This is a genomic window from Streptomyces sp. NPDC040410, from assembly GCF_055595715.1.
On sequence record NZ_JBVIVK010000008.1, the window covers coordinates 1 to 24,203 of the forward strand.

General features: G+C 71.8%; 16 protein-coding genes and 4 pseudogenes. 8 read left to right on the forward strand and 12 right to left on the reverse strand.

The window, feature by feature from the left end; all coding sequences use genetic code 11:
- Positions 1–91: 91 nt before the first annotated feature.
- Positions 92–406: pseudogene (locus tag ACZ562_RS17910) on the forward strand (ABC transporter ATP-binding protein); the annotation flags it as partial.
- Between the two features lie 48 nt (positions 407–454).
- Here the strand turns inward: ACZ562_RS17910 and ACZ562_RS17915 are convergent.
- Together ACZ562_RS17915 and ACZ562_RS17920 are read right to left on the reverse strand one after the other, a co-directional pair.
- Positions 455–628 carry a hypothetical protein gene (locus ACZ562_RS17915; RefSeq protein WP_367326440.1) on the reverse strand — a complete coding sequence of 58 codons (174 nt, stop codon included), beginning with the start codon at positions 626–628 and terminating at the stop codon, positions 455–457.
- Between the two features lie 254 nt (positions 629–882).
- Positions 883–2,234, reverse strand: a pseudogene (locus ACZ562_RS17920) (amidohydrolase).
- Positions 2,235–2,402: 168 nt separating this feature from the next.
- Here ACZ562_RS17920 and ACZ562_RS17925 point away from each other — a divergent pair.
- Positions 2,403–3,257 (forward strand): annotated as a pseudogene (locus ACZ562_RS17925) (endonuclease/exonuclease/phosphatase family protein); the annotation flags it as partial.
- Here ACZ562_RS17925 and ACZ562_RS17930 read toward each other — a convergent pair.
- Positions 3,211–5,208, reverse strand: coding sequence for an FUSC family protein (locus tag ACZ562_RS17930; RefSeq protein ID WP_471180311.1), 1,998 nt, complete (start codon positions 5,206–5,208; stop codon positions 3,211–3,213). The pseudogene ACZ562_RS17925 and the gene ACZ562_RS17930 overlap by 47 nt on opposite strands.
- A 696-nt stretch (positions 5,209–5,904) precedes the next feature.
- On the opposite strand from ACZ562_RS17930, the gene ACZ562_RS17935 reads away from it, so the two are divergent.
- Positions 5,905–6,378, forward strand: a complete 474-nt coding sequence (locus ACZ562_RS17935; RefSeq protein ID WP_471179657.1) for a hypothetical protein — start codon at positions 5,905–5,907, stop codon at positions 6,376–6,378.
- A gap of 85 nt (positions 6,379–6,463) precedes the next feature.
- Here ACZ562_RS17935 and ACZ562_RS17940 read toward each other — a convergent pair whose 3' ends face one another.
- Positions 6,464–7,150: a uracil-DNA glycosylase gene (locus tag ACZ562_RS17940; RefSeq protein WP_471179660.1), complete on the reverse strand. Its 687-nt coding sequence runs from the start codon at positions 7,148–7,150 to the stop codon at positions 6,464–6,466.
- A 153-nt stretch (positions 7,151–7,303) separates the two neighbouring features.
- On the opposite strand from ACZ562_RS17940, the gene ACZ562_RS17945 reads away from it, so the two are divergent.
- Entirely contained in the window at positions 7,304–7,909 is a 606-nt protein-coding gene (locus tag ACZ562_RS17945; RefSeq protein WP_471179662.1) for an RNA-binding S4 domain-containing protein, read from the forward strand.
- A 321-nt stretch (positions 7,910–8,230) separates the two neighbouring features.
- A complete protein-coding gene (locus ACZ562_RS17950; protein WP_471179665.1) occupies positions 8,231–8,542 on the forward strand; it encodes a DUF6343 family protein in 312 nt (103 codons plus the stop codon).
- Positions 8,543–8,555: 13 nt separating this feature from the next.
- Here ACZ562_RS17950 and ACZ562_RS17955 read toward each other — a convergent pair whose 3' ends face one another.
- The 4 genes from ACZ562_RS17955 to rpsA all read right to left on the reverse strand — a co-directional run bounded on the left by ACZ562_RS17955 (position 8,556) and on the right by rpsA (position 12,408).
- Entirely contained in the window at positions 8,556–8,936 is a 381-nt protein-coding gene (locus ACZ562_RS17955; RefSeq protein WP_471179667.1) for a tetratricopeptide repeat protein, read from the reverse strand.
- 128 nt (positions 8,937–9,064) lie between these two features.
- Positions 9,065–9,673 carry a dephospho-CoA kinase gene (gene coaE / locus ACZ562_RS17960; protein ID WP_471179670.1) on the reverse strand — a complete coding sequence of 203 codons (609 nt, stop codon included), beginning with the start codon at positions 9,671–9,673 and terminating at the stop codon, positions 9,065–9,067.
- A 31-nt stretch (positions 9,674–9,704) separates the two neighbouring features.
- On the reverse strand, positions 9,705–10,643 hold the full coding sequence (locus ACZ562_RS17965) for a PAC2 family protein (RefSeq protein ID WP_471179672.1): 939 nt from the start codon (positions 10,641–10,643) through the stop codon (positions 9,705–9,707).
- A 274-nt stretch (positions 10,644–10,917) separates the two neighbouring features.
- Positions 10,918–12,408 (reverse strand): 30S ribosomal protein S1, encoded by a 1,491-nt coding sequence (gene rpsA / locus ACZ562_RS17970; RefSeq protein ID WP_471179674.1) that lies wholly within the window; start codon positions 12,406–12,408, stop codon positions 10,918–10,920.
- A 376-nt stretch (positions 12,409–12,784) separates the two neighbouring features.
- Here rpsA and ACZ562_RS17975 point away from each other — a divergent pair, with 376 nt between their 5' ends.
- Positions 12,785–13,597, forward strand: coding sequence for a class I SAM-dependent methyltransferase (locus ACZ562_RS17975; protein ID WP_471180313.1), 813 nt, complete (start codon positions 12,785–12,787; stop codon positions 13,595–13,597).
- Positions 13,598–13,654: 57 nt separating this feature from the next.
- Positions 13,655–16,201 (forward strand): ATP-dependent helicase HrpB, encoded by a 2,547-nt coding sequence (hrpB, locus tag ACZ562_RS17980; RefSeq protein WP_471179676.1) that lies wholly within the window; start codon positions 13,655–13,657, stop codon positions 16,199–16,201.
- A gap of 12 nt (positions 16,202–16,213) precedes the next feature.
- Here the strand turns inward: hrpB and pgfA are convergent.
- The 3 genes and pseudogenes from pgfA to ACZ562_RS17995 form a co-directional block, all read right to left on the reverse strand.
- A pseudogene (gene pgfA / locus ACZ562_RS17985) lies at positions 16,214–17,136 on the reverse strand (cell envelope lipid trafficking protein PgfA).
- A 34-nt stretch (positions 17,137–17,170) separates the two neighbouring features.
- Positions 17,171–17,305: an SPW_0924 family protein gene (locus ACZ562_RS17990; protein WP_471179679.1), complete on the reverse strand. Its 135-nt coding sequence runs from the start codon at positions 17,303–17,305 to the stop codon at positions 17,171–17,173.
- A 151-nt stretch (positions 17,306–17,456) separates the two neighbouring features.
- Positions 17,457–19,196: a lytic transglycosylase domain-containing protein gene (locus ACZ562_RS17995; protein WP_471179681.1), complete on the reverse strand. Its 1,740-nt coding sequence runs from the start codon at positions 19,194–19,196 to the stop codon at positions 17,457–17,459.
- A gap of 307 nt (positions 19,197–19,503) precedes the next feature.
- On the opposite strand from ACZ562_RS17995, the gene ACZ562_RS18000 reads away from it, so the two are divergent.
- Positions 19,504–20,367: a DUF4184 family protein gene (locus tag ACZ562_RS18000; RefSeq protein WP_471179683.1), complete on the forward strand. Its 864-nt coding sequence runs from the start codon at positions 19,504–19,506 to the stop codon at positions 20,365–20,367.
- A 1,072-nt stretch (positions 20,368–21,439) separates the two neighbouring features.
- On the opposite strand, the gene polA is transcribed toward ACZ562_RS18000, so the two are convergent.
- A complete protein-coding gene (polA, locus tag ACZ562_RS18005; RefSeq protein WP_471179686.1) occupies positions 21,440–24,166 on the reverse strand; it encodes a DNA polymerase I in 2,727 nt (908 codons plus the stop codon).
- Between the last annotated feature and the right edge of the window lie 37 nt (positions 24,167–24,203).

Consider the following 24,203-nt stretch of genomic DNA (forward strand, 5'->3'; position numbering starts at 1 on the left):
CGGTTTCACAGCGCGGAAGAAGTTCTCCGCTATGTCGAAGCCAGGGAGGAATCGAATACCCATGCGAAATCGTAATGTTGTTTGCGCACGGCTTCCCCGTGCCGCGTACCGGCGCGGCCGTATCCTGATCGTCGACGAGCCGACGGCGGCCCTTGACGCCCGGGCCGAGCTGGAGGTCTTCGAGAAGATCCGCGCCCTGGCCGGAACCGGGCAGACGGTCATTCTCATCACGCACCGGCTGGCGTCGGTGCGCCACGCGGACCTGGTGCACGTTCTCGACCAGGGCCGGCTCGTGGAGTCCGGCACGCCCGACGAGCTGCTGGCCACCGGCGGCATCTACGCGGAGCTGTACTCACTCCAGGCGGAGCAGTTCACGACCAAGATGCCCGCTCCGAAGGCGGGCTGAGGTCCCCTGCTCCATGACCCTCACTCCGTGACGCTCACTCCGTGAAGTTCACTCCGTGACGTCGCCGCCCCGGACGATGACGAGGAACGTGTCCGTAGCGAGGTCCATGACAACCTCGGCGGCCAGTCCCTCCTGGCGCCGCGCGTGCGCGAACTCCTCCGCCGGCCACGATCCACGCGGCCCGCCTGCGGGAAAGCGTTCGAGCACTGTTCGCCCGTTCACCACCCTGCACCTCCGAAAGCGTCGTACTTGTAGGAGTTAACGCCTTCCAGGGGCCGAACGCCTCGCTCGGTGACGTGACTGAGACGTAGTTGACACTCGTTCACTGCCGAGGGTGATCATCTGGTCACCTTACGAACATCACGCGCACCATGTGTGTCGGTCTTCGCACTCATCGTGACAGCGTCCCGTGTCGCACTCCTGTCGTGTGTCGACTCCTGTCACGTGGTGCACTCCTGTCAGGTGGTGCACTCCTGTCAGGTGTCGTACTCCTGGATGCGCCGGCCATGGCTGCGGTCGAGGAGCGCGGGCATGCGGCCGCCGAGCTCCCGTACGACCGCGGGCACGTCGATCGTCAGCAGCTCGCGGTCGCGCATCAGGATCCGTCCGTCGACGATCGTCGTGCGGACGTCGGCGGCGCGGGCACTGTGGACCAGGGTCGCGGCGAGGTCGTGGACCGGCTGGGTGTGCGGACCGCTGAGGTCGACGAGGACGATGTCGGCCGCAGCCCGGGCGCGATACGCCCGACGACCCCGCCGAGCCCGACCGCGTCGGCGCTCTGCAGCGTGGCGTGGTGCAGCGCCTGGCGCGAGGTCAGCCAGCGGGGGTCGCCCTCGGTCGACTTCTGGATCAGGGAGGTGAGTGCCATCGACTCCCACACGTCGAGGGAGTTGTTGGAGGCGGCACCGTCCGTGGCGAGCCCGACCGGGACGCCGATGTCGCGCAGGGCGCGCACCGGTGTGGTGGTGGGCCAGGCGAACTTGAGGTAGCCGCGGGGTGCGGTGGCGACGGCCGTACGCCCGCCCGCGCGCTCCAGGACGGGCAGGTCGCGTTCGAGGATGCCGGTGCCGTGCGCGATGAGCACGTCGGTGTCGAGGAGTCCGGTGCGCTCCAGGACCTCGATGGGCGTGACGCCGTACCGGGCGAGACTGGTGTCGGCCTGGTCGCGGTTCTCGGAGGCGTGGAGGTGGACGGGAAGGCGGTGCTCGTGGGCGAGTTCGGCGGTCGCGGCGAGGTCGTCGTCGGTCACGGTGTACGGGGCGTGCGGGGCGAGGGCGGTGGTGATGCGGCCGTCGGCCCCGCCGTGGTGCCGTAACGCGAACTCCAGGGACCTCTCCCGGCCTTGGGCGCCCTGAGAGGAGAAGTAGGCCTCGCCGAGGTGCGCCCGCATCCCGCATTCGGTGACCACGGCGGCCACCGCGTCCATGGAGAAGTAGTGGTCCGCGAAGCAGGTGACGTCGCCGCGGATCATCTCGGCGCAGGCGAGCCGTGCCCCCAGCTCGACGTCCTTCTCCGTGAGGTTGGACTCGACGGGCCAGACGACGTCGTTGAACCACTTCTCGGTGGGCAGGTCCTCGGCGAGGCCGCGCAGGGCGACCATCGGAGCGTGTGTGTGACAGTTGATCAGGCCGGGGAGGGCGACCTGACCGCCGGCGTCGATACGTTGGGCGGCGGGCTGCCCCTCGGCCTCGGCGCTGCTGACCACCGCCTCGACGACGCCGTCCCGTACGACGATCGCGGCGTCCTCGGTGAACCCGATCCGCTCATGATCGTCGTGCGTGAGCACCGTGCACCGGGTGATGACGAGACCGGCGGGAGAAGGCGTCATACAGGCACCGTACGACGTGGTCGTGCCCTCGCAGGGGGTGAACCGCACATCCCGTCGCCGCCCTGTACCGGCGGCGCCGGCACGCGCACCCTGGCCTCACCACCGCCCGCTTTTCGGCTACTGGAAGGGGCCGACATGCTCCTCGGTACGTGGAATCTGGAGAATCTGATGCTGCCGCGCAGCGGCGACGGCGCCCCCAGGACCGAAGCCGAGTACCAGGCGAAACTGGAGGCCCTGGCCTCCGTGATCACCGCACTCGACCCGGTGCTGCTGGGCGTCCAGGAGGTCAGGCAGGAAGAGGCGCTCGACGATCTGGTCAAGGCGGTGGGCGGAAACTGGCACAAGGCGCTCTCCGAACACGCCGACCAGCGGGGCATCCGCGTCGGCTTCCTCAGCCGGCAGGAGCTGCGGGTGACGCACGACGTCACCGCCTTCGCACCCGAGTTGGACCCCGTGCAGACCCTCGACGGCCAGAAGCCCGAGGACAAGGAGAAGGAGACGAGCCGCGGCTTCCTGGCGGTGGAGATCGACGGCGACGGACCCCTCCAGGTGGCCGTCGCCCACCTCAAGTCGAAGCTGCTGTCCTACCCGAACAAACGCTTCCAGCCGCACGACGAGGCCGAACGGGCCCGCTTCGGCGCGTACGCCCTCTATCGTCGGGCCGCCGAAGCGGCGACTCTGCGCGTCCTCGCGAACAAGCTGCTCGCCGATGACGGGCGCGAACGGGACGTGGCCGTTCTCGGTGACATGAACGACGTCGTGCACGCCGCGACCACCCAGATCCTGGTCGGCCCGCTCGGCTCCACGCTCGAGAAGAAGGACGCGCGCGCCTTCGGGAAACCGGACAGGGGAGACGCCCACCGGCTGTGGAACGTGGCCCCGCTGATCCCCGAGACGCGCCGCTTCTCCCGCGTCAGCTTCGGGCGCGCCGAGCTGATCGACCACATACTGACGAGCCACCGTCTGGTCCACCGCATCACGGAGGCGGGCACCGGCCTGCCCGGCCAGCAGACCGAGACACTCGAACTGCCGCCGGTCGGTGAGGATCCGGCGGACCGGGTCGGAACGCCGGGCTCGGACCACGCGCCGGTGTGGATACGGATCGGCTGACGCGACGGGTCCCGGACGTGCCTTGGACGGCGATGGGCAGGGCGGGGATCTCACGGGCCGGGAGCCCCGCCCGCTCCCGCCGCGCGGCCAGTTCGCCCAGCAGCTCGGTGAGCAGCTCGGTGTGCCGGGGCGTCAGCCGGCCGGTGTCGTCGAGATGGACGGCGCACGCGGTCGCGGTGTCCACGAGCCGTTCGAGCAGGGCCGCCACCTCGCCCGTGCCCTCGATGTGCCGGGCCAGGGCGGGCAGTTCGGCGGCGGTGAGGGCGATGGCGGTGCGCGCCTCGGCGAGAGCGCGATAGGCCTCGCGGCGCAGGGTCCAGCGGGCGGCGCGGTCGTCGGACTCGCTGAGGACGTGCACGAGATAGGCGTGCGCGGCAGCGCCCGCGGCGGCCAGCCGGGCCCGCACGCCACCGCCGCGCTCCCCAGGCATCGGCAGGTGCCCGACGATCAGGACGATCGCGCAGGCCAGCAACGTCTCCGCGATCCGGCTGACGGAGGCCTGGGGCTCGCCGCCCACCATCACGAGGGCGAGGACGAGCACGGTGACGACGGCGGTCTGCGCGGCGAAGTGCCGGGTGGCCACGGGGATGAGGGCGCCGCTGACCGCGACGAGCGCGATGAGGCCTTCCGGCCGGGGCAGCACGGCGGCGAGCCCGGCGAAGAGGAGCGCTCCGAGGACGGTCCCCGCGGCCCGGCACAGGACCCGGGACGCCAGGGGCCCGAGGTCGGGCTTGACGAGGAAGACGGCGGTGGCGGGCAGCCAGTACCAGTGGGCGTGCTGTCCATACCAGTGGGAGTGGTACAGCGCCTGCGCGAAGGCGACGCTGGTCCCGAAGCAGAGGGCGACACGGATCCCGTACTCGCGCCCGCCGGACCCGAATGCGGTCCGCAACAGGCCCCCGGCGGTATGCCTGCGGGTGTGCAGATCACCGCCTTCGCCCTCGTCGAAGGCCTCGGCGGCGCGGAGCAGTGCGTCGTCCAGGGCACGCAGGGCGGGCGCCGAGCGATGGGGGGCGGGCAGCGGCCCGGTGTGCGTGCCGCCGCGTACGGCGGCCGCGAGCCGCCGTGGCCCTTCGGACGCCCGGCCGGTGACAGCCTCCCCCGCCCAGGCCAGCGCGGTCGCGGCCTCGGCGAGGGGCAGCGCTGCGGCGTACTGCGCGTGCAAGCGCCGCTCGGCCGAGGAACTGGCGTACCGCCGCAGCCGGGGCCCGGCGAGGGCGTCCTGCGCGTGGTCGAGGGCGGCGGTGAGCGCGGCCCGCCGGGCGGTGGCCTGCTCCGTGCCGGCGGCGTCGAGCAGGTCCGCCACCGCGTCGTACACGCCGGCCACCGCGTCCCGCTCCCCGTCGAACCGGAAGTCACCGGCGAGCGCACCGGGCGTGGGCAGCACGAGCCGCAGGGCGAGCAGCCAGCCCGCCCCCGCGAGGAAGGCGAGCGCCCGCTGCCACGCCGGCGCGGGCAGGGGCATCCCGGCCCCGATGGCGGAGGCGACGAGCAGCTGCGTACCGGCGCCGGAAGCAACGGGCCCGACGGCACTCATGCCTCCGGCGACGAGCCCGAGCCCGGTGAGAACGAAGGTCAACGCAACGGCTCCGACATGCTCCCCGGCGCACGTCCCGACGAGCAGCCCCAGGGATCCGGCCAGCGCGGGCACCCCGAGCCGCTTCACCGAGGCCCGCCGGCTGCCGGGCCGGTCGTTGATCCCGGCGAGCATGGCGGCGATGGCGGCGACGACACCGAGGGAGACACGGCCGAACACCAGGGCCACGACCAGCAGTGGCCCACTCGCCAACGCCCCTCTGACCACCGCGTTCCAGGGCACGGGTCCCCGCTGGGCACGCAGGGTGTGGGCGAGCCAGGGCGGCATTGCGAGGGTGACGCGGCGGGACACGGGGCTCCTGTCGGGGAGGGCGGGGTGTGCCTTCGGGCGACGGTGGCCGGGCGGTGGGCTGTGGTGTCCACGGTAGATCGGGGTCTTGGAGGGAGTGCGGCCGTTGGGTTTCGGGAGCGTGACACTTCGCGGGAAACCCGAGTTCTTTATGAACGCAATTCCGGTCCCGAGCGCGAGTGTTCCGCAACCCTGCCGGGCCTGCCGAAGCGCGTTCCGACAGGCAGAGGTGACGGCGCAACTGCCCAGGCTCGGCCCGCGGCGTACGCAGCCGCCCGCCACACCGCGAGGCGATTCCGGCGGAGCCGTCCGAGAGATGCTCCGCCGATGGCCCCCCTACGCCCCGCGGTGCCTTCGCCGCGGGTGATTGTCAGTGGTGCGCGCTTCAATGGGATCAGTCGTCACAGAGCGTCACGACGGGCCACGGCTGAGGTGCTGTGGAGTGTCACGGGGGAGGTAGCGATGGTGGGCCACGGGAAACACGAGGTGGACGGGCGACGGTACGTTTCGTTGGCGGGGCTGCGGATGCGCGGGTGGACCGGCGGGATGGTGCACCGGCTGCTCGGGGCGCCGGACCGGCTCAGCGTCGATCCAAGGGCCAGGGCCGCGCCACGGGTGCCGCTGTATCGACTTGAGCGGGTCGAATCAGCTGAGGGCAGCGAGGAGTTCCGGGCCGTGGCTGAGACGGCCGCCCGGAATCGGGCGAAGGTCTTCGAGCGCATCAGGGCCACACCGATCGACGTGCCCCGCCTGGATTCCGGCAAGTTGGCGCTCCGAGCCGTCGGCCATCGGGCGCGACAGGAGATCGAGCAGGGTCAGGTCGCCAGTGGCGAGCCGTCCGGCGCCGGGGGCGGACGCGACTCGCTCGATCCTTGGAAGGTCGGCTATCTGCGTCATCGCCTCGACGGCGAATACGACCGGCTGCTGGACGAACTGCCGGGAGGCGAGCGCGATCCGGGCCGGGCGGAGGCGGCCGCCCTGCTGCGGCGCCGGATCTGCGCGGCCATCGCCGAGGTCTATCCGGCCCTTGCCCGGGAGTGTGAGAGGCAAGCGACGGCTCATGGGGCGGATGAGGGGCGACGGCCCGGCGTGGACGAGACGAGGGGCGACGGGAAATTGGGATGCGCTCCCGGCGGGCGGCCCGGATGACAGGCGAGTTGTACGGCGCCCATCTCAGGATTCTCGCCGGTGGGTGTACAGGCCCATCGGGGCACATTCGAGTCCGTCGCGCCCTTTACGGCAGCCCCGCCGCCTCCGCTGCCGTCCGCAAAACGTCCCTCAGCATGTCGGGAGTGAGCCGGCCGGTGAAGGTGTTGCGCTGGCTGACGTGGAAGCAGCCGAAGAGGTCGAGTCCGTCGAGCGGGACCCGTACCCCGTGGGCGAAGGCGGGCCGCGGGCGGGGCACGCTCCACCCGGCCTCGGCGAACGCGGGCAGCGCGGCCTGCCAGCCGAAGGCGCCGAGCACCACCGCCGCCCGCAGCGCCGGCCGCAGCAGCCTCAGCTCCTGGACGAGCCACGGCCGGCAGGTGTCCCGTTCTCCCGGGGTGGGTTTGTTGGCCGGCGGGGCGCAGTACACGGGCGAGGTGACACGCACGCCGTGCAGCTCCAGGCCGTCGTCCGCGCTGACCGAGGTGGGCTGTGAGGCTAGCCCGGTGTCGTACAGCGCCTGGTACAGCACGTCTCCGGAGCGGTCGCCGGTGAACATGCGGCCGGTGCGGTTGCCGCCGTGGGCGGCGGGGGCGAGGCCGACGATCAGCAGCCGGGCGTCCGGCGGGCCGAAGCCCGGTACCGGCCGGCCCCAGTACGTCTCGTCGGCGAAGGCGGCGCGCTTGGTACGGGCCACCTCCTCACGCCAGTCGACCAGCCGCGGGCAGGCCCGGCAGCCCGCGATCCGCCGGTCGAGGTCAGCGAGGGCGTCCATGCCTCCACCGTAGAGCCGTACCGGTGGAGCGAGCCGGCCGAGCGGCCCTGCGTTCTGCCCCGCGTTCTGCCCTGCGTTCTGCTCGGCGGGCGGCCCGGCGGGCGGCGGGAAAGCCCGTCGGGTCTCGCCGCTCCGGGCACTAAAGTCGGCGTCATGGCTTCTGAGCATGCGGACTACGACGAGGCAACGGTCGGGGGCAGGCCCGGCACGGAGGCCGACGGCCCCGGACGGAACGCCGAGGGTCAGCAGGACGCCGGGCAGAAGGCCGACGGTCGGCAGGACGTCGACCCCAAGGTCGCCGCCGCAGTGGCCGCCGCCGCGGCCGAGGCGGCCGGGCCGCAGAGCGGCGAATCCGTGCGCATCGACAGCTGGATCTGGTCGGTCCGGCTGGTCAAGACCCGGTCCATGGGAGCCGCCGCCTGCCGGGGCGGGCACGTGCAGGTGAACGGCGAGCGGGTGAAGCCCGCTCACTCCGTGCGCGTCGGCGACGAGGTACGGGTGCGGCAGGAGGGCCGGGAGCGGATCGTCGTCGTCAAGCGACTGATCCGCAAGCGGGTCGGCGCCGCGGTGGCCGTCCAGTGCTACATCGACAACAGCCCGCCGCCCCCGCCCCGAGAGGCCGTCGCCCCGGCCGGCATCCGCGATCGCGGCACGGGCCGGCCCACCAAGCGGGACCGCCGCGAGATGGAACGCCTTCGTGGCCTGGGAGGACCGGGAGCGGGCACGGGAACACCGGGAGGCCGTCCCGGAGGTCGGTGACCACCGGCGGTGGCGCCCCACGGCCGCCGCGGGGCACCGCACGGCACAGGTCACGCTCCTCGCCGCACCAGCCGCAGCAGTTCCTCGTTGTGCCCCCGCCGTGCCCAGGCGACGAGGGCGGGCGGCATCAACAGAGCTACCGCTCCTGCCAGTTAGAGCGTGCCGATGGTGTACATGCCCGCGCTATCCCAGCGGATCCCGTCGAAGGCGGCGGCCGCCGTCGGCTGCGCGATCAGTTTGGGGGCGGCACCGGCCGACCTCCTCTTCGCTGGAGAACGTCCGCACCGAAGAGTACGTTGCAAAGAGGAGTAGTGATCCCGAATGCGTACGGGCAGTGAACCGACGACCGCGCGCAGTGCCCTGCGGGCGCGGTTCTGGCTGAGCGTGTGGGGGATGGTCTGGGCGATCGTCGGAACGGTCGGGTTCGCGCTCGCCGGGCGCCCCGGGTGGGCCGCCGCCTGCGGGGCGCTGTGGCTGGTCGTCACCGTCGACATGGCCGTGATCCTCAGGCACATCGGCCAGGGCCCGCACTACCAGCCCGGCCGCGACATCCCGCCGTACCGGCCCGCGGACCGGCGCCCGCCGGTGCGCCGCTCTCCGCTGCGCCGTCCGCCGGAGCACCGCCGCCCCTGAGACCGCGCCGCGCTCAAGAGTCGAAGCGCGCCGCCCTGAGGTATTGCGGGTTGGGGTCCAGCGCGGCCGCCAGCCGGAAGTGGCGTTTGGCCTGGTCCGACCGCCCCTGACGCTCATACGTCCGGGCGAGTGCGAAGTGCGCGAACGCGTTGTCCGGCTCGCGTTCCAGAACGATGGTGAACTCCAGTTCGGCCGGCCGCAGTTGGGCCCCGGCGAAGAAGGCACGCGCACGCAGCAGGCGCGCCGCGGTGTTCTCGGGGTGCGCGGCGATGACTGGGTCGAGCAGCTTCACCGCACCCCGCGGGTCACGCGCGGCCAGCAGTTGCTCGGCGGCGCGGAAGTCTATGACATGCGTCTCCGGAGTGCGTCCGGTCGAACCGCTGGTCTCGGGCACGGCCAATTCCTTCCCTCTCCGGGTGGGTTCAACGCCCGGACGGGAGGCGGCTATTCCTGAAGCCGCTGTTCCTCAGGCCCCGTTTCCACAAGCCGCCGTTCCTGAAGCCGCCGCCGAGGCGGCGGGCACTAGTTCCGGGTGGCGTGCGCTCTGCGGACGAGCTCGGCCCATACGTCCGTCACGCGCCGCTCCAGCTCCGCCAGGGGTACGTCGTTGTCGACGACGACGTCCGCGATCTCCAGGCGCTTCTCGCGTGTCGCCTGGGCGGCCATGCGCGCGCGTGCGTCCTCCTCGGTCATGCCGCGCAGTCGCACGAGCCGGTCGAGCTGGGTCTCGGGGCTCGCGTCGACGACGACCACGACGTCGTACAGCGGCGCGAGGGCGTTCTCCGCGAGGAGCGGCACGTCGTGGACGACGACGGCGTCGTCGGCGGCGGCCGCTTCGAGTTCGCGCGAGCGCGCGCCGACCAGGGGGTGCACGATCGAGTTCAGTACGGCGAGCTTCTCCGGGTCGGCGAAGACGATGGCCCCGAGCCGCGGACGGTCCAGGCTGCCGTCCGCCGCGAGCACGTCCGCACCGAAGGCCTCGACCACGGCGGCGAGGCCGGGAGTACCCGGTGCGACGACCTCGCGCGCGATGCGGTCCGCGTCGATCAGTACGGCTCCGCGCTCGACGAGCAGCCGCGACACCTCACTCTTGCCGGCACCGATCCCGCCGGTCAGGCCCACCTTCAGCATGAGCGGAAGCTTAGGGCCTGCCGGACCGGCCTCAGTTGTCGCCCTCGCGTTCCGCGAGGAACCGCTCGAACTCGAGCCCGATCTCGTCGGCGGATGGGATGTCGACGGGCTCGGCGAGCATGTTGCCCCGGGTCTCGGCACCCGCGGCGGCGTCGTACTGGTGTTCAAGTCCCTGGACCAGGGCCACGAGCTCCTCGTCGCCCTCCTGGATCTGCCGGTCGATCTCGGTCTGGGTGCGGTGGGCGTCCGTGCGGAGAGTGTGCGCGATGCCGGGCAGGACCAGGCCGGTCGCCGCCGTGATGGCCTCCAGGACGGTCAGTGCCGCGTCCGGGTACGGCGAACGGGCGATGTAGTGCGGCACGTGCGCGGCCACGCCGAGGACGTCGTGTCCGGCCTCCATGAGCCGGTACTCGACCAGCGACTCGGCGCTCCCGGGCACCTGGGCCTCGTCGAAGGGGCTGCGGTGGCCGGGGACCAGGTCGTTGCGGTTGCCGTGCGGGGTGAGGCCCACGGGGCGCGTGTGCGGGACGCCCATGGGGATGCCGTGGAAGTTCACGGACAGACGCACGCCGAGCCGCTCCACGACCTGCTGGACGGCCGCTGCGAAACGCTCCCATTCCACGTCCGGCTCGGGGCCGGACAGCAGCAGGAAGGGCGCCCCGGTGGCGTCCTGGACGAGCCGCACCTCGATGGTGGGCTCCTCGTACTCCGCCCAGCGGTCGCGCTTGAACGTGAGCAGCGGGCGGCGGGCGCGGTAGTCCACGAGCCGGTCGTGGTCGAAACGGGCCACGACCTGGTGGGGCAGCGAGTCCAGGAGCCGGTCGACGATCTGGTCGCCCGTCTCGCCCGCGTCGATGTATCCGTCGAAGTGGTAGAGCATGACAAGGCCGGCCGACTCCTGGGCGAGCGCCATGTCGACGACGGCCAGGCCCTTCGGCTCCCATGCGTACAAACCCTGCGGATCAAGCACTGTGACCGCTCCTCCTCGTGTTCGTACTGCACAACACGCTGCGGGGCGGGGGCATTCCCGGCCGCGCCCCTGATCAGGCACGTCCTACCGGCCTTGGCAGCGCCGACGTTTGATGTCGCGGCAGGGGCGAGGCAACTCCCAAAGGGCGCGGGGCTGCGCGATCGGCCGCAGACGGCCCGGGCCCGGACAATCACGAGCAGCCCGCGAATACCACTGAGGGCCCGCACCCCACAGGGGTACGGGCCCTCAGTCAAGAACTACTGCTCAGTGGGCGTCAGCTCTGCCCACCCGCCAGCTTCTCGCGCAGAGCGGCCAGCGCCTCGTCCGAGGCCAGGGCACCAGAGGTGTCCGCGCCCTCGGAGGAGTACGAACCGCCGTTCGCGGCCGGAGCGGCGGCCTCGCCACCCTCGGCGGCAGCGGCGGCGTCGGCCTCGCGGGACTTGATGACCTGCTGCTGGTGCTGCTCGAAGCGGGTCTGCGCCTCCGCGTACTGGCGCTCCCACTCCTCACGCTGCTTCTCGTAGCCCTCGAGCCAGTCGTTGGTCTCGGGGTCGAAGCCCTCGGGGTAGATGTAGTTGCCCTGGTCGTCGTAGGACGCGGCCATGCCGTACAGGGTCGGGTCGAACTCGACCGAGGCCGGGTCGGCACCGAAGGACTCGTTGGCCTGCTTCAGCGAGAGGCTGATGCGACGGCGCTCGAGGTCGATGTCGATGACCTTGACGAAGATCTCGTCGTTGACCTGGACGACCTGCTCCGGGATCTCCACGTGGCGCTCGGCCAGCTCGGAGATGTGGACCAGACCCTCGATGCCCTCGTCGACGCGGACGAACGCACCGAACGGAACCAGCTTCGTGACCTTGCCGGGCACGACCTGGCCGATCTGGTGGGTGCGGGCGAACTGCTGCCACGGGTCTTCCTGGGTCGCCTTCAGCGACAGGGAGACACGCTCGCGGTCCATGTCGACGTCGAGGACCTCGACGGTGACCTCCTGGCCGACCTCGACAACCTCGGACGGGTGGTCGATGTGCTTCCAGGACAGCTCGGAGACGTGGACCAGACCGTCGACGCCGCCCAGGTCCACGAAGGCACCGAAGTTGACGATCGAGGAGACCACACCGGAGCGGACCTGACCCTTCTGAAGGGTCGTGAGGAACGTCTGGCGGACCTCGGACTGGGTCTGCTCCAGCCAGGCGCGGCGGGACAGGACCACGTTGTTGCGGTTCTTGTCCAGCTCGATGATCTTCGCCTCGAGCTCCTTGCCCACGTAGGGCTGGAGGTCGCGGACGCGGCGCATCTCGACCAGGGAGGCCGGGAGGAAGCCGCGGAGGCCGATGTCGAGGATGAGACCACCCTTGACGACCTCGATGACGGTACCGGTGACGATGCCGTCTTCTTCCTTGATCTTCTCGATGGTGCCCCAGGCACGCTCGTACTGCGCGCGCTTCTTCGAGAGGATCAGGCGGCCTTCCTTGTCCTCCTTCTGGAGAACGAGGGCCTCGATCTCGTCACCGACGGCGACGACCTCGTTGGGGTCGACGTCGTGCTTGATCGAGAGCTCGCGGCTCGGGATGACACCTTCGGTCTTGTAACCGATGTCGAGCAGGACCTCGTCCCGGTCGACCTTCACGATGACGCCGTCGACGATGTCGCCGTCGTTGAAGTACTTGATCGTCTCGTCGATCGCGGCGAGGAAGGCTTCCTCGTTACCGATGTCGTTGACCGCAACCTGCGGGGTGGTGGCGGTGGTCTCGGTGCTGCTCGTCATGTGGGAAAGGGCTCCGGTACGGACATTGAAGTCGTAGGCACTGCTTACGCCGGGAGCCCGTTTCGCTCTGCAGAAGCCGGACAGCCAAGGAAGCGCCCCACCTGGAAACCGGTGACGGCGCCTCGACAACCGAGGGGACATACAACAGATGCGAGCGCAGCCTGCTACGTCTGAGGAGCGCAGGCTCGCAGCGCAACTTGTAGCATACGGGGGCAGCCGGACACGGTCAATGCGCGAAGGCGCACACCCGGGGCGGATCGCCGCATACCCGGCACAAAACCTGTCCCGCCAGGCCACGCAGGCCTGAGACACCTCCTCGGTGACACCGCCGGGGCGGCCACCGTGGACGTGACGGAAGAGTACGACGAGGGAGCCGATCATCCAAGAGTCCGGAGCGTTCGAACCGGAAGCCACCCGACGTGACGCAGGTGTCGCGGAGAGCGCCCGGGCCAACCGGGGCTGGTGGGACCGCAACGCGGACGAGTACCAGGTCGAGCACGGCACGTTCCTCGGCGACGACCGTTTCGTGTGGGGTCCCGAGGGCCTCGACGAGGTGGAGGCCGAGCTGCTCGGCCCGCCGGAGGAGCTGAAGGACAAGGACGTCCTGGAGATCGGCGCCGGCGCGGCCCAGTGCTCGCGCTGGCTGGCCGCGCGGGGCGCCCGCCCGGTCGCCCTGGACCTCTCCCACCGCCAGCTCCAGCACGCCCTGCGCATCGGCGGCGCCTTCCCGCTCGTGCAGGCGGACGCGAGCGCCCTGCCGTTCGCGGACGGCTCCTTCGACCTGGCGTGCTCGGCATACGGGGCGCTGCCCTTCGTCGCGGACCCGGTGCTGGTCCTGCGCGAGGTGCGCCGTGTGCTGCGGCCGGGCGGCCGCTTCGCGTTCTCCGTGACCCATCCGATCCGCTGGGCGTTCCCGGACGAGCCCGGCCCGGAGGGGCTGTCGGTGTCCGCCTCGTACTTCGACCGCACGCCGTACGTCGAGCAGGACGAGGAGGGCCGGGCGGTGTACGTCGAGCACCACAGGACGATCGGCGACCGTGTCCGGGACGTCGTCGCGGGGGGCTTCAGGCTGGTGGACCTGGTCGAGCCGGAGTGGCCGGCCTGGAACACCTCGGAGTGGGGCGGCTGGTCGCCGCTGCGCGGGAGCCTGATCCCGGGAACGGCCGTCTTCGTGTGCGAGCGGGACTGACTCCGAAGGGCGCACGCGCCCGTGGGACCGTTTTCGCCGGAGTACGACACTAGGGGCGTGATCCGTTACGACGCCCTTGACGCCCTGCCCGTACGAGGTGCCCTGCCCGCCCTGCGCGACGCCCTGGAAGGACACGGCACCGCGGTCCTCGTGGCGCCGCCCGGCACCGGCAAGACGACCCTCGTGCCGCTGGAGCTGGCCGGGCTGCTGGGGGACGGGCCGGCACGGCGGGTGGTCGTGGCAGAGCCGCGGCGGATCGCGGCGCGGGCGGCGGCCCGGCGGATGGCGTGGCTGCTGGGCGAGGAGGCGGGCGAGAGCGTCGGCCACACGGTGCGGGGCGAGCGCGTCGTCGGTCGGCACACGCGCGTGGAGGTCGTGACTACCGGCGTGCTGCTCCAACGGCTCCAGCGCGACCAGGAACTCGCCGGTGTCGACGTGGTGATGCTCGACGAGTGCCACGAGCGTCATCTGGACGCGGACACGGTGGCCGCCTTCCTGTGGGACGTGCGGGAGACACTGCGCCCCGAGCTGAGGCTTGTGGCCGCGTCGGCGACGACCGACGCGCAGGGGTGGGCGCGGCTGCTGGGCGGCGCGCCCGTGGTCGAGGCGCAGGGGGCCTCGTACGACGTCGAGGTGGTCTGGGCACCGTCGGCCCGCTCCGTACGGCCGCCGCACGGCATGCGCGTGGACCCGGCGCTGCTGACGCATGTGGCGTCGGTGGTACGGCGGGCGCTGGCCGAGCACGACGGGGACGTGCTCTGTTTCCTCCCCGGCGTCGGTGAGATCGCCCGGGTCGCCCGGCAGTTGGGGGATCTCGGCGGTGTGGACGTGCTGCAGGTGCACGGGCGGGCGCCGGCGGCCGCGCAGGACGCGGCGCTCGCGCCCGGGGAGCGGCGGCGGGTGGTGCTGGCGACCTCGGTGGCCGAGTCGTCGCTGACGGTGCCGGGGGTGCGGGTCGTGGTGGACTCGGGGCTCGCCCGGGAGCCGCGGGTCGACCACGTGCGCGGGCTGAGCGCTCTGACGACGGTACGGGCCTCGCAGGCGGCGGGGCGCCAGCGGGCCGGGCGCGCGGGGCGTCAGGCGCCGGGAGTGGTCTACCGGTGCTGGGCGGAGGCCGAGGACACTCGTCTGCCGCGTTTCCCCGCCCCTGAGATCAAGGTGGCCGATCTGACGGCGTTCGCCCTCCAGACGGCGTGCTGGGGCGATCCGGAGGCGTCCGGGCTGGCGTTGCTGGATCCGCCGCCGGCCGGGGCGATGGCGGCGGCGCGGGGTGTGTTGTCGGCGATCGGGGCCGTGGACTCCGTCGGGCGGGCCACGGAGCGGGGGGTGCGGCTCGCGCGGCTGGGCTTGCATCCCCGGTTGGGGCGGGCGTTGCTGGATTCGGCGCCGGTGGTCGGTGCGGACCGGGCCGCGGAGGTTGTGGCGCTGTTGAGTGAGGAGGCGCCGCGGGAGTACGGGGATGATCTGGCCGCTGCTTTGCGGTCCGTTCGGCGTGGGAGTGACGCCTATGCGGGACGGTGGCGGGCGGAGGTGCGGCGGCTGCGGGCCGTCGCGACGGACATCGCCCACCCACCCGCGCGTGGCTCTCTTCCGGTGGAGGCGGATGTCGGGGGCTCGCGGACCATGTCGTCGGACGACGGTCTCGTCGGGCTCGTCGCGGCCCTCGCCTTCCCCGAGCGCGTCGCCAAAGCCGGCGGCGGTTCCTACCTCATGGTCTCCGGGACCCGCGCAGAGGTCCGCGACGGCACGGCGTTGCTCGCTGCGCCCTGGATCGCGGTCGCCGTGGCCGATCGGCCGGTCGGGAAGGGGCACGCGCGCGTGCAGCTCGGGGCGGTCGTCGACGAGGAGGTCGCGCGGCTCGCGGCCGGTGCGCTGTTGGAGGAGCGGGACGAGGTCCACTGGTCCGGCGGGGACGTCGTCGCGCGGCGGGTCGAGCGGCTCGGAGCCGTGGAGCTGGGGGTGCGGCCGCTCAGGGACGCCGCCCCCGCACTCGTACGGAATGCCCTTCTCGAAGGGCTGCGGCAGGAGGGGCTCGGGCTGCTGCGGTGGTCGGCCGAGGCCGCCGTACTGCGGCAGCGGCTCGCCTTTCTGCGCCTGCGCCTCGGCGATCCCTGGCCTGACGTGTCCGACGACGCGCTCCACGCGCGCGTGGACGAGTGGCTGGAGCCCGAGCTCGGTCGGTCCCGGCGGCGGGCCGACCTGGCGCGGATCGACGCCGGGAAAGGGCTCGCGCGACTGTTGCCCTGGTCCTCTGGAGATGCGGTGCGGCTCGACGAGCTGGCGCCCGAGCGGATCACCGTACCCAGTGGGTCCAGGATCCGGATCGACTACGCCAACCCCGAACAGCCCGTCCTCGCCGTCAAGTTGCAGGAGATGTTCGGACTGCACGAGTCGCCCGCCGTGGCGGGGGTGCCCGTCCTCGTCCACCTTCTCTCCCCCGCCGGCCGCCCCGTCGCCGTCACCGCGGACCTCGCCTCCTTCTGGCGGGACGGCTACCGGGGCGTACGGGCGGAGCTGCGCGGCCGGTATCCGAAGCATCCGTGGCCCGAGGACCCGGCCGCCGCCGAGCCGACGCGGCACACCAACGCCAGGCTCAGGCGGTGACCGGCGCACGGCTCAGGCGGTGACCGGATCCGGATCCGTCGTCGTCCGCGCGGGGGGCGGGTCACCCCGGCGGCCGGCGCGCGCCTCCAGGTAGAGGGAGAGGGACAGCAGAAGGACGCCCAGGATCAGGAATCCCCACGGCAGGTACGACGTCATCAGCAGGACCAGGGTGCGGTTCGACTCGACCAGGCCACGGTGTGCTCGATGTAGTCCTCGCGCATCTTCACGTGGCCGGCGAACGCCGTCACCTTGTCGCGGCCCCCGAGCAGCGTGCCGCCGCGCAGCTCCTCCTTGTGCATCTCCTCGCCGTAGACCGGGGCGCCGGTCAGCGGTTCGACCCAGAACTTGCGGACCGTGGTGTACCAGCGGGTCGTGCCGGTCCTGGCGACCGACTCGCGGGTGATGCCCTCGACGGGCATGGTCCTGGGGAACGGGACCTGGGTCCACGGGATGGTCTGCTCGAAGCAGTACACCTCGACGCCGCGGGAGTTCTGGGTGCCCTTGTAGTGGATGGGGGCGGTCACGCGCGCCTGCGCGTCGAAGTACTCGTAGTCCCGTTTCTCCGTCAGGAACGGCCAGGTGCGGGCGTCGAAGATGTAGCGCTAGGGGATCTTGGAGACCATCTTGCCGTCGGGGCCCTGGACGTAGGACAGGCCGTCCCAGACCACGACGTCGCGGCCCGCGGTCTTCTCGATCTGCTCGGAGGCCTCGACGTTGCCCTTGAGGGTCTGCACGACGGTGACCTTGGAGACCTTCCTGGCCTTCATCGTGCCGTAGTCGAGGAGGGTGGCGCCCTTCGCCTCCAGGACCATGTCCTGGTACTGGTTCGCGGGGACCCTGACAAGGCGCGGGAATGCGTACCAGCGCAGCAGCGGGGACAGCGTCGCGAAGAACACGGCGAAGGCGAGCAGGATCAGACTGACCTTGCGGCCCATCTCGGCCTCCTTCCCGGGCGGACCGGACGAGCGGTCACGGGTGTGCGGGCACCGTTGTCCGCAACGGCTTCGGAGATGTCTGTCCCGTCTGTGTCCCCAGTGCCGTGAGCGTGAGGACCAGAGCGAACGCGAGAGCGAGTCCGGTCGCGGCGGCGATCAGGGCGCGCATGCCGGCCTCCCTGACGGATGCGAACTGATAGGTCGTCAGGTCCGGCACCGTAGCAACGGCGGGTGAGAAGAGAACACGTCACACACGACGGCGGCGCCGCTGGCCATGTCGCCATGGTGGAGCGCCGCCGCTGTCGTGGCGTGCCGCGGTACTACGCGGTGGGGCTGGGTGACGCGCTCGGCGACGAGGTCTCGGCCGCCGCCACGGTCAGTTCGACCGTCAGCGTGGCGCCGCCCGCTGTGTCGATGCGGAGCAGGAACGTGCCGGTGGTGTCGTCGGCGTACAGCTCCGGCAGCTTCAGCAAGCCGTTCTCGTCCGTCACCAGGCCCGTCAGGGTGCGTACGGTCTTGCCGTCCGCGTCCTCGAAGTAGGGACCCTTGTCGTTCTCGGTCGTGTCGTCGGCCGACTTGATCAGTGTGGCGGTGGCGGCGACCTTCTCCGCGACGGCGCCCTTGTACGTGGCCTTCACCTCGACCTGGTCCGCGAACTCGCCGCCCGGGGTGCAGGTCAGCGGGGTCTCGCTGGTGCGGGCGAGGGTGTCGGCGACGCGCTCGGTGACGGTGGCGGTGTAGTCGAGGCCGCTGACCCTACGGCCGACGACCGTGGCGCGGACGGTGAATTCGCCCGTCTCCTCACCGGCCTGCAGGGCGGGCGCCACGGCCACGCCGGAGCCGTCGGTGACGACCCTGGCGACGCTCTCGCCGCCAGTGAAGGTGGCATCGGTGTCGCCAATGATCGTGAAGCGGATCCGGACCTTGGCGACCGTCTTGCCCGCCTTGGTCTCGGCGCGGGTGCTGATCTTCTCGGCAAAGGTGTCGCCCGCCGTCGCCGTGAGCTTCGCGGTGCCCGCGTCTTCCAGATGGTCCACCGTGTCCGTGGGGGTGGGCGGCGCGCTCGGCGGGGTGCTGGGCGGCGGTGTCGGCTTCGGGCTGCCGGAATCGCCGCCCGGCTTGTCGGGCCGGGGAGCCGGCTTGTCGGGCCTGGGAGCCGGCTTGTCGGGCCTGGGAGCCGGCTTCTCCGAGGCCGGGGGCGACGGCTCGGGGTTCACGCCGGCGTCGTCGTCGCTGCGGTCCGAGGGGATGCTGCCGGTGCCGTCCGGGATCTCGTGGGTGCCCTTGCGGTAGTACTCCAGCCACCTCAGAACGGTGTTCAGGTAGTCCCGGGAGTTGTTGTAGCTGAGGATCGCCCGGTCGAGGTCGGCCTGGGTGGACAGGTCCCAGCCGTAGCGGCACAGGTAATGGCCGGCGGCGAGGGCGGCGTCATAGACGTTGTTGGGGTCCTTCTCGCCGTCGTCGTTGCCGTCGCGGCCCGCCCACGCCCAGGTGGACGGGATGAACTGCATGGGCCCGACGGCCTGGTCGTACGCGCTGTTGCCGTCGTAGGCACCGTTGTCGGTGTCCTTGATGAGCGCGAAGCCGTTGCCGTCGAGCTGCGGGCCGAGGATGGGCGTGATCGTGGTGCCGTTCGCGTCGACGCGGCCGCCGCGGGCCTGGCCGGACTCGACGTTGCCTATGGCGGCGAGCAGCTGCCAGGGCAGGTTGCAGCCGGGCTTCGCCTCGCGGAGCGCCGCCTCGGCCTTCTTGTATGCGTCGAGCACTGTCGCGGGGATGCCCGCCTCGGCGTCGTTCTGGGAGACGGAGGTTCCGGTGGGCGGCGAGGGGTTAGGGCTCCGCAGGGGCGGCAGGTTGGTGTAGTACGGCGAGTTGCCGGTCGCGCCACCGTCCTGGGGGGTCGCATCGCTTGCGGGCTGGGCGCCGGTGGTGGTCTGCCTGCCGCTGTCGTCGCCCGTCACTCCGGGAGCCTGCGACGCCGAGAGAGCCGCGACCGCGGCCGCGGCCACGGCGGTGGTCGCCGCTCCCTTGCGCAGCCTGCCGCCGAAATGCGCCGCCATAGAGTGAACCCCTCCCCGTGGACGCCCGAGCGCCCGTCTCTGTCTGGTCTGCTCGTCCTGTTCTGACGATCGGCTCGCGATGCTGGTTGCCGTCGAGTTGCTTTTGCGTGCTTTGTTCGCCTGATCGACGTACTCCCCAGCACCGGGGCCCAAGTGACCCTACGACAACTTCGTTTGCGCGGGCACCTGTTCGTGCCCGGTTTCGCCGGTTAACCATGTCGCGTCGGTCCGCGGCGACGTCACTCATACTGGACCGAAGTGATCAACCGGCCCGCCGCCAGGCCGACGTCCGTGACGAGGAGCCCCGTTGCCGTTCACTCTGAGCCATGCGGCGGCCGTGCTGCCCGCCGTGCGCACCGACGGAACCGGCCGGGGCCCGCTGGTGCCGGCCGTGCTCGTGGCGGGTTCCTTCTCGCCCGACATGACGTACTACGCGGCGAGTGTCCGGTCCGGGGCGATGGAGTTCGGAGACTTCACGCACTCCTTCACCGGCGTGTTCACCTTCGATGTGCTCGTCGCCTGGGGGCTGGTCGGGCTGTGGCTGCTGTTGCGCGAGCCGCTGGTCGCGCTGTTGCCGCGGGCCCGGCAGGGCCGTCCGGCCGCGGTGTTGCGCTGCGGGGCGCCACGCGCGCGCGTACGGCCTTCCTCCGTGGTCTGGTGGTACGTCTCCGCCGCGCTCGGGGCGTTGACGCACGTCGTGTGGGACGCGTTCACACATTTCGACCGGTGGGGGATGCGGCTGTTCCCCGTCCTGGGCGAGAAGATAGCGGGCTCCCCTCTGTACTGGTACCTGCAGTACGGCGGTTCGGCGGTCGCCGCTGTCGGGATCGCCGTGTTCGTGGTGCGCGCCCTGCGGCGCGCGTCCGGGGCCGCCGACCCTGCGGGGGTTCCGGCGCTGTCGGTACGGGACCGGTGGTGGGCCGGTCTCGTGGTCGGCGGCTGCGCCGCGGTCGGGGCGGCGCACCGGACGACGCGGTGGTGGGAGGAGTGGGGGCCCAGGGCGAAGCCCTGGGAGGTCGTTCCGACGCTCTGCTTCGGGGCGGGCGCGGGTCTGGTTCTGGGGTTGGTGCTGTACGCCGTGGGGGTCAGGGCCTGGCGTCCGGCCCGGGTCCCTGGTCCGTCGGCCGGGGCCGGCCGGGAGCGGAGCGGGAGCCGTCCGGCGGCTCGCTGACGGGGCCGTCCTGCATGAGGAGCACGGTGCGGGCGGCAGTGGGGCGGGGGTGCGGAAGCCGGGTGACGAGGCGGGCCAGGTAGTCGCGGCAGCGCCGGGCCATGCGACCGCAGCACTCCGGGACCGACCTGCCCGCCGTGACCCGCCGGAAGCCGGTGCGAGTTCCGCCCGGGATGCGGGCGGTGCTCGCGTCGGCGGCGAAGGCCGGGAGCGGCCTGCATGGGGTCACGGCGGTGTTCTCCTGCGCTTGCGTCCGTGCCTGGGCCGTCCGGCGGTGGAGCATGCGTATACCCATGCCCGCATCATTACGGGCGGCGGGCTCGGGGGGCGTCTTGACGGGGGCCACGCGAGTGACGGGCCCTCCGGGGGTCGGGCCGGGGCGGTGCGGGGTGGTGCGGTGTGGATCTTGGGCGCGGGGGCCTTGCGGCCCGGGGTGTGAGGCGGTGCCCCTGGTGCCAGAGCCGGCGTTCGTGGTTCCGGGACCCTGGGGGTCGGAGACCCCGGCCCGTGCGGGTTCCATAGCCGGCGTTCGTGGTTCCGGGACCCCTGAGGGTGGGAACCCCGGCCCGGCCGGTTCGGCACCGCCGAATCACGCCGCCGTGGGATCTCGCCGTTGCCACGGGGATTTTGTGCCCGCGGCCCGGGAGCCCCGCGACCCACGCCCCCCATCGGCGGAGACCCCGGCACCGGCCGGTTCGGCACCACCGAGACCCGCCGCCGTGGGTGCACGCCGCTGCGGAGGGAAACTTGTGCCCGCGGCCCGGGAGCCCCGCGACTCACGACCCCCGTCGGCGGAGACCCCGGCACCGGCCGGTTCGGCACCACCGAGACCCGCCGCCGTGGGTGCACGCCGCTGCGGAGGGAAACTTGTGCCCGCGGCCCGGGAGCCCCGCGACTCACGACCCCCGTCGGCAGAGACCCCGGCACCCGGGCGCGTTCGTACCGCCGAATTCAGACCGCTGTGGGTGCTCGCCGTCGCGGCAGGAAAACGTGTCGGCTCGCGCTCCGACATGGCGGAGGGCGTGTGTGGCACCGCATGTCACCAGCACGCCCTCCGCCCGGCCGCCGGAGGCTAGTGCGCTGCCGACTCCCAGTCCGGGCCGACTCCCACCGATACGTCCAGGGGGGCGCGCAGGTGGACCGCGTTCGCCATTTCGCGGCGGACCAGTTCCTCCGCGGCAGCGCGCTCGCCGGGGGCGATCTCCAGGACGATTTCGTCGTGGACCTGGAGGAGCATGCGGGACTTGAGGTCCGCTTCCCGCAGCGCCCGGTCGACCTGGAGCATGGCGATCTTGACGATGTCCGCCGCCGTGCCCTGGATGGGAGCGTTGAGGGCCATGCGCTCGGCCGCCTCGCGGCGCTGGCGGTTGTCGCTGTTGAGGTCCGGGAGGTAGCGGCGGCGGCCGAAGAGCGTCGCCGTGTACCCCGTCGCCCGTGCCTCGTCGACGGCCCGGCGCAGATAGTCGCGTACGCCGCCGAAGCGCTCGAAGTACGCGTCCATCAGGGCGCGGGCCTCGGCCGCCTCGATGTTCAGCTGCTGGGAGAGGCCGAAGGCCGACAGACCGTACGCCAGGCCGTACGACATCGCCTTGATCTTGCGGCGCATCTCCGCGTCCACCGCGGAGGGCTCCACCGCGAACACCTGCGAGGCCGCCGTGGTGTGCAGGTCCTCGCCGGAGGTGAACGCCTCGATCAGGCCCGCGTCCTCGGACAGGTGGGCCATCACGCGCAGTTCGATCTGGCTGTAGTCCGCCGTCATCAGGGACTCGAAGCCCTCGCCCACCACGAAGCCGCGGCGGATGGCCCGGCCCTCGTCCGTGCGGACCGGGATGTTCTGCAGGTTCGGGTCGGTCGAGGACAGACGGCCGGTCGCGGCGACCGTCTGGTTGAACGTCGTGTGGATACGGCCGTCCGCCGCGATGGTCTTGATCAGGCCCTCGACGGTGACGCGCAGCTTCGCCTGCTCGCGGTGGCGGAGCATGATGACCGGCAGTTCGTTGTCGGTCTGGGTGGCCAGCCAGGCCAGGGCGTCGGCGTCGGTCGTGTAGCCCGTCTTGGTCTTCTTCGTCCTGGGCAGGGCCAGCTCGCCGAAGAGGACCTCCTGGAGCTGCTTGGGCGAGCCCAGGTTGAACTCATGCCCGGCGGCGGCGTGGGCCTCCTTCACCGCCTGCTGGACGGCGCCCGCGAACATCTGCTCCATGGCCTCGAGGTGGGCCCTGTCGGCCGCGATGCCGTGCCGCTCCATCCGGGCCAGCAGCGCGGAGGTGGGCAGTTCCATGTCGCGGAGCAGGTCTGCCGCGCCGACTTCCTGGAGGCGGCCCTCGAAGGCCTGGCCCAGGTCGAGGACGGCGCGGGCCTGGATCATGAGGGCCTCGGCCTCGGCGCCGTCGTCGGCGCCGAAGGCGAGCTGGCCGTCGGCCGCGGCGGCGGGGGCCAGTTCCCGGTGCAGGTACTCCAGGGACAGCGCGTCCAGGTCGAAGGAGCGGCGGCCGGGCTTGACCAGGTAGGCGGCGAGCGCGGTGTCCATGGTGACGCCGGCGACGCTCCAGCCGTGCTCGGTGGCGACCCGCATCACGCCCTTGGCGTTGTGCAGGACCTTCGGCTTGTCGTCGTCGGCCAGCCAGGCCGCGAACGCCGTCTCGTCGGCCTCGTCCAGTTCTGCGGGGTCGAACCAGGCCGCCGCTCCGCCGGCCGCGGCGAGGGCGATCTCGGCCACCGAGCCCGTACCGAGCGCCCAGGCGTCGACCGTGGCGACGCCGAGCACCTGGGTGCCGTGCTCGGCGAGCCACGGGGCCACTTCGCCGGTACCGAGCACGCTGCCGTCGAGCTCGACACCGTCCGCGACGACCGGAGTCTCCTCGGCCTGCTCGGCGCCGGGGTCGACCGCGAACAGCCGCTCGCGCAGTGAGGGGTTCCTGATCTCCAGGGTGTCGAGGACCATCGCGACGCCCTTGCGGTCGTACGGAGAGCGCTCAAGGTCGGCGACCGGCTTGGGCAGCTCCACCTGCCGCTCCAGTTCGGTCAGCCGCCGGTTGAGCTTGACGGACTCCAGGTGGTCGCGCAGGTTCTGCCCGGCCTTGCCCTTGACCTCGTCGACGCGCTCGACGAGGTGGGCGAACGACCCGAACTGGTTGATCCACTTCGCGGCGGTCTTCTCACCGACGCCGGGAATGCCCGGGAGGTTGTCGGACGGGTCGCCCCGCAGGGCCGCGAAGTCGGGGTACTGGGCGGGCGTCAACCCGTACTTCTCGAAGACCTTCTCCGGAGTGAACCGGGTCAGCTCGGAGACGCCCTTGGTCGGGTACAGCACCGTCGTGTGCTCGGACACCAGCTGGAAGGAGTCCCGGTCGCCGGTGACGATCAGCACCTCGAAGCCCTCGGCCTCGGCCTGGGTGGCGAGCGTGGCGATGACGTCGTCGGCCTCGAAGCCGTCGATCGCGAACCGGGAGACGTGCATCGCGTCGAGGAGCTCGCCGATCAGCTCGACCTGGCCCTTGAACTCGTCCGGGGTCTTGGAGCGGTTGGCCTTGTACTCCGTGAACTCCTCGGAGCGCCAGGTCTTGCGGGACACGTCGAAGGCCACCGCGAAGTGTGTGGGCGACTCGTCGCGCAGCGTGTTGGCCAGCATCGACGCGAAGCCGTAGATCGCGTTCGTCGGCTGGCCCGCCGCGGTCGTGAAGTTCTCCGCGGGCAGCGCGAAGAACGCGCGGTAGGCCAGCGAGTGCCCGTCCATGAGCATCAGCCGTGGACGGCTGCCGCCGGGGGTCTTGTCGGTCTTCTTCGATGCTGTCTCTGCCACGACCCCGATCCTGCCACGAGCCACTGACAGTCGGGGT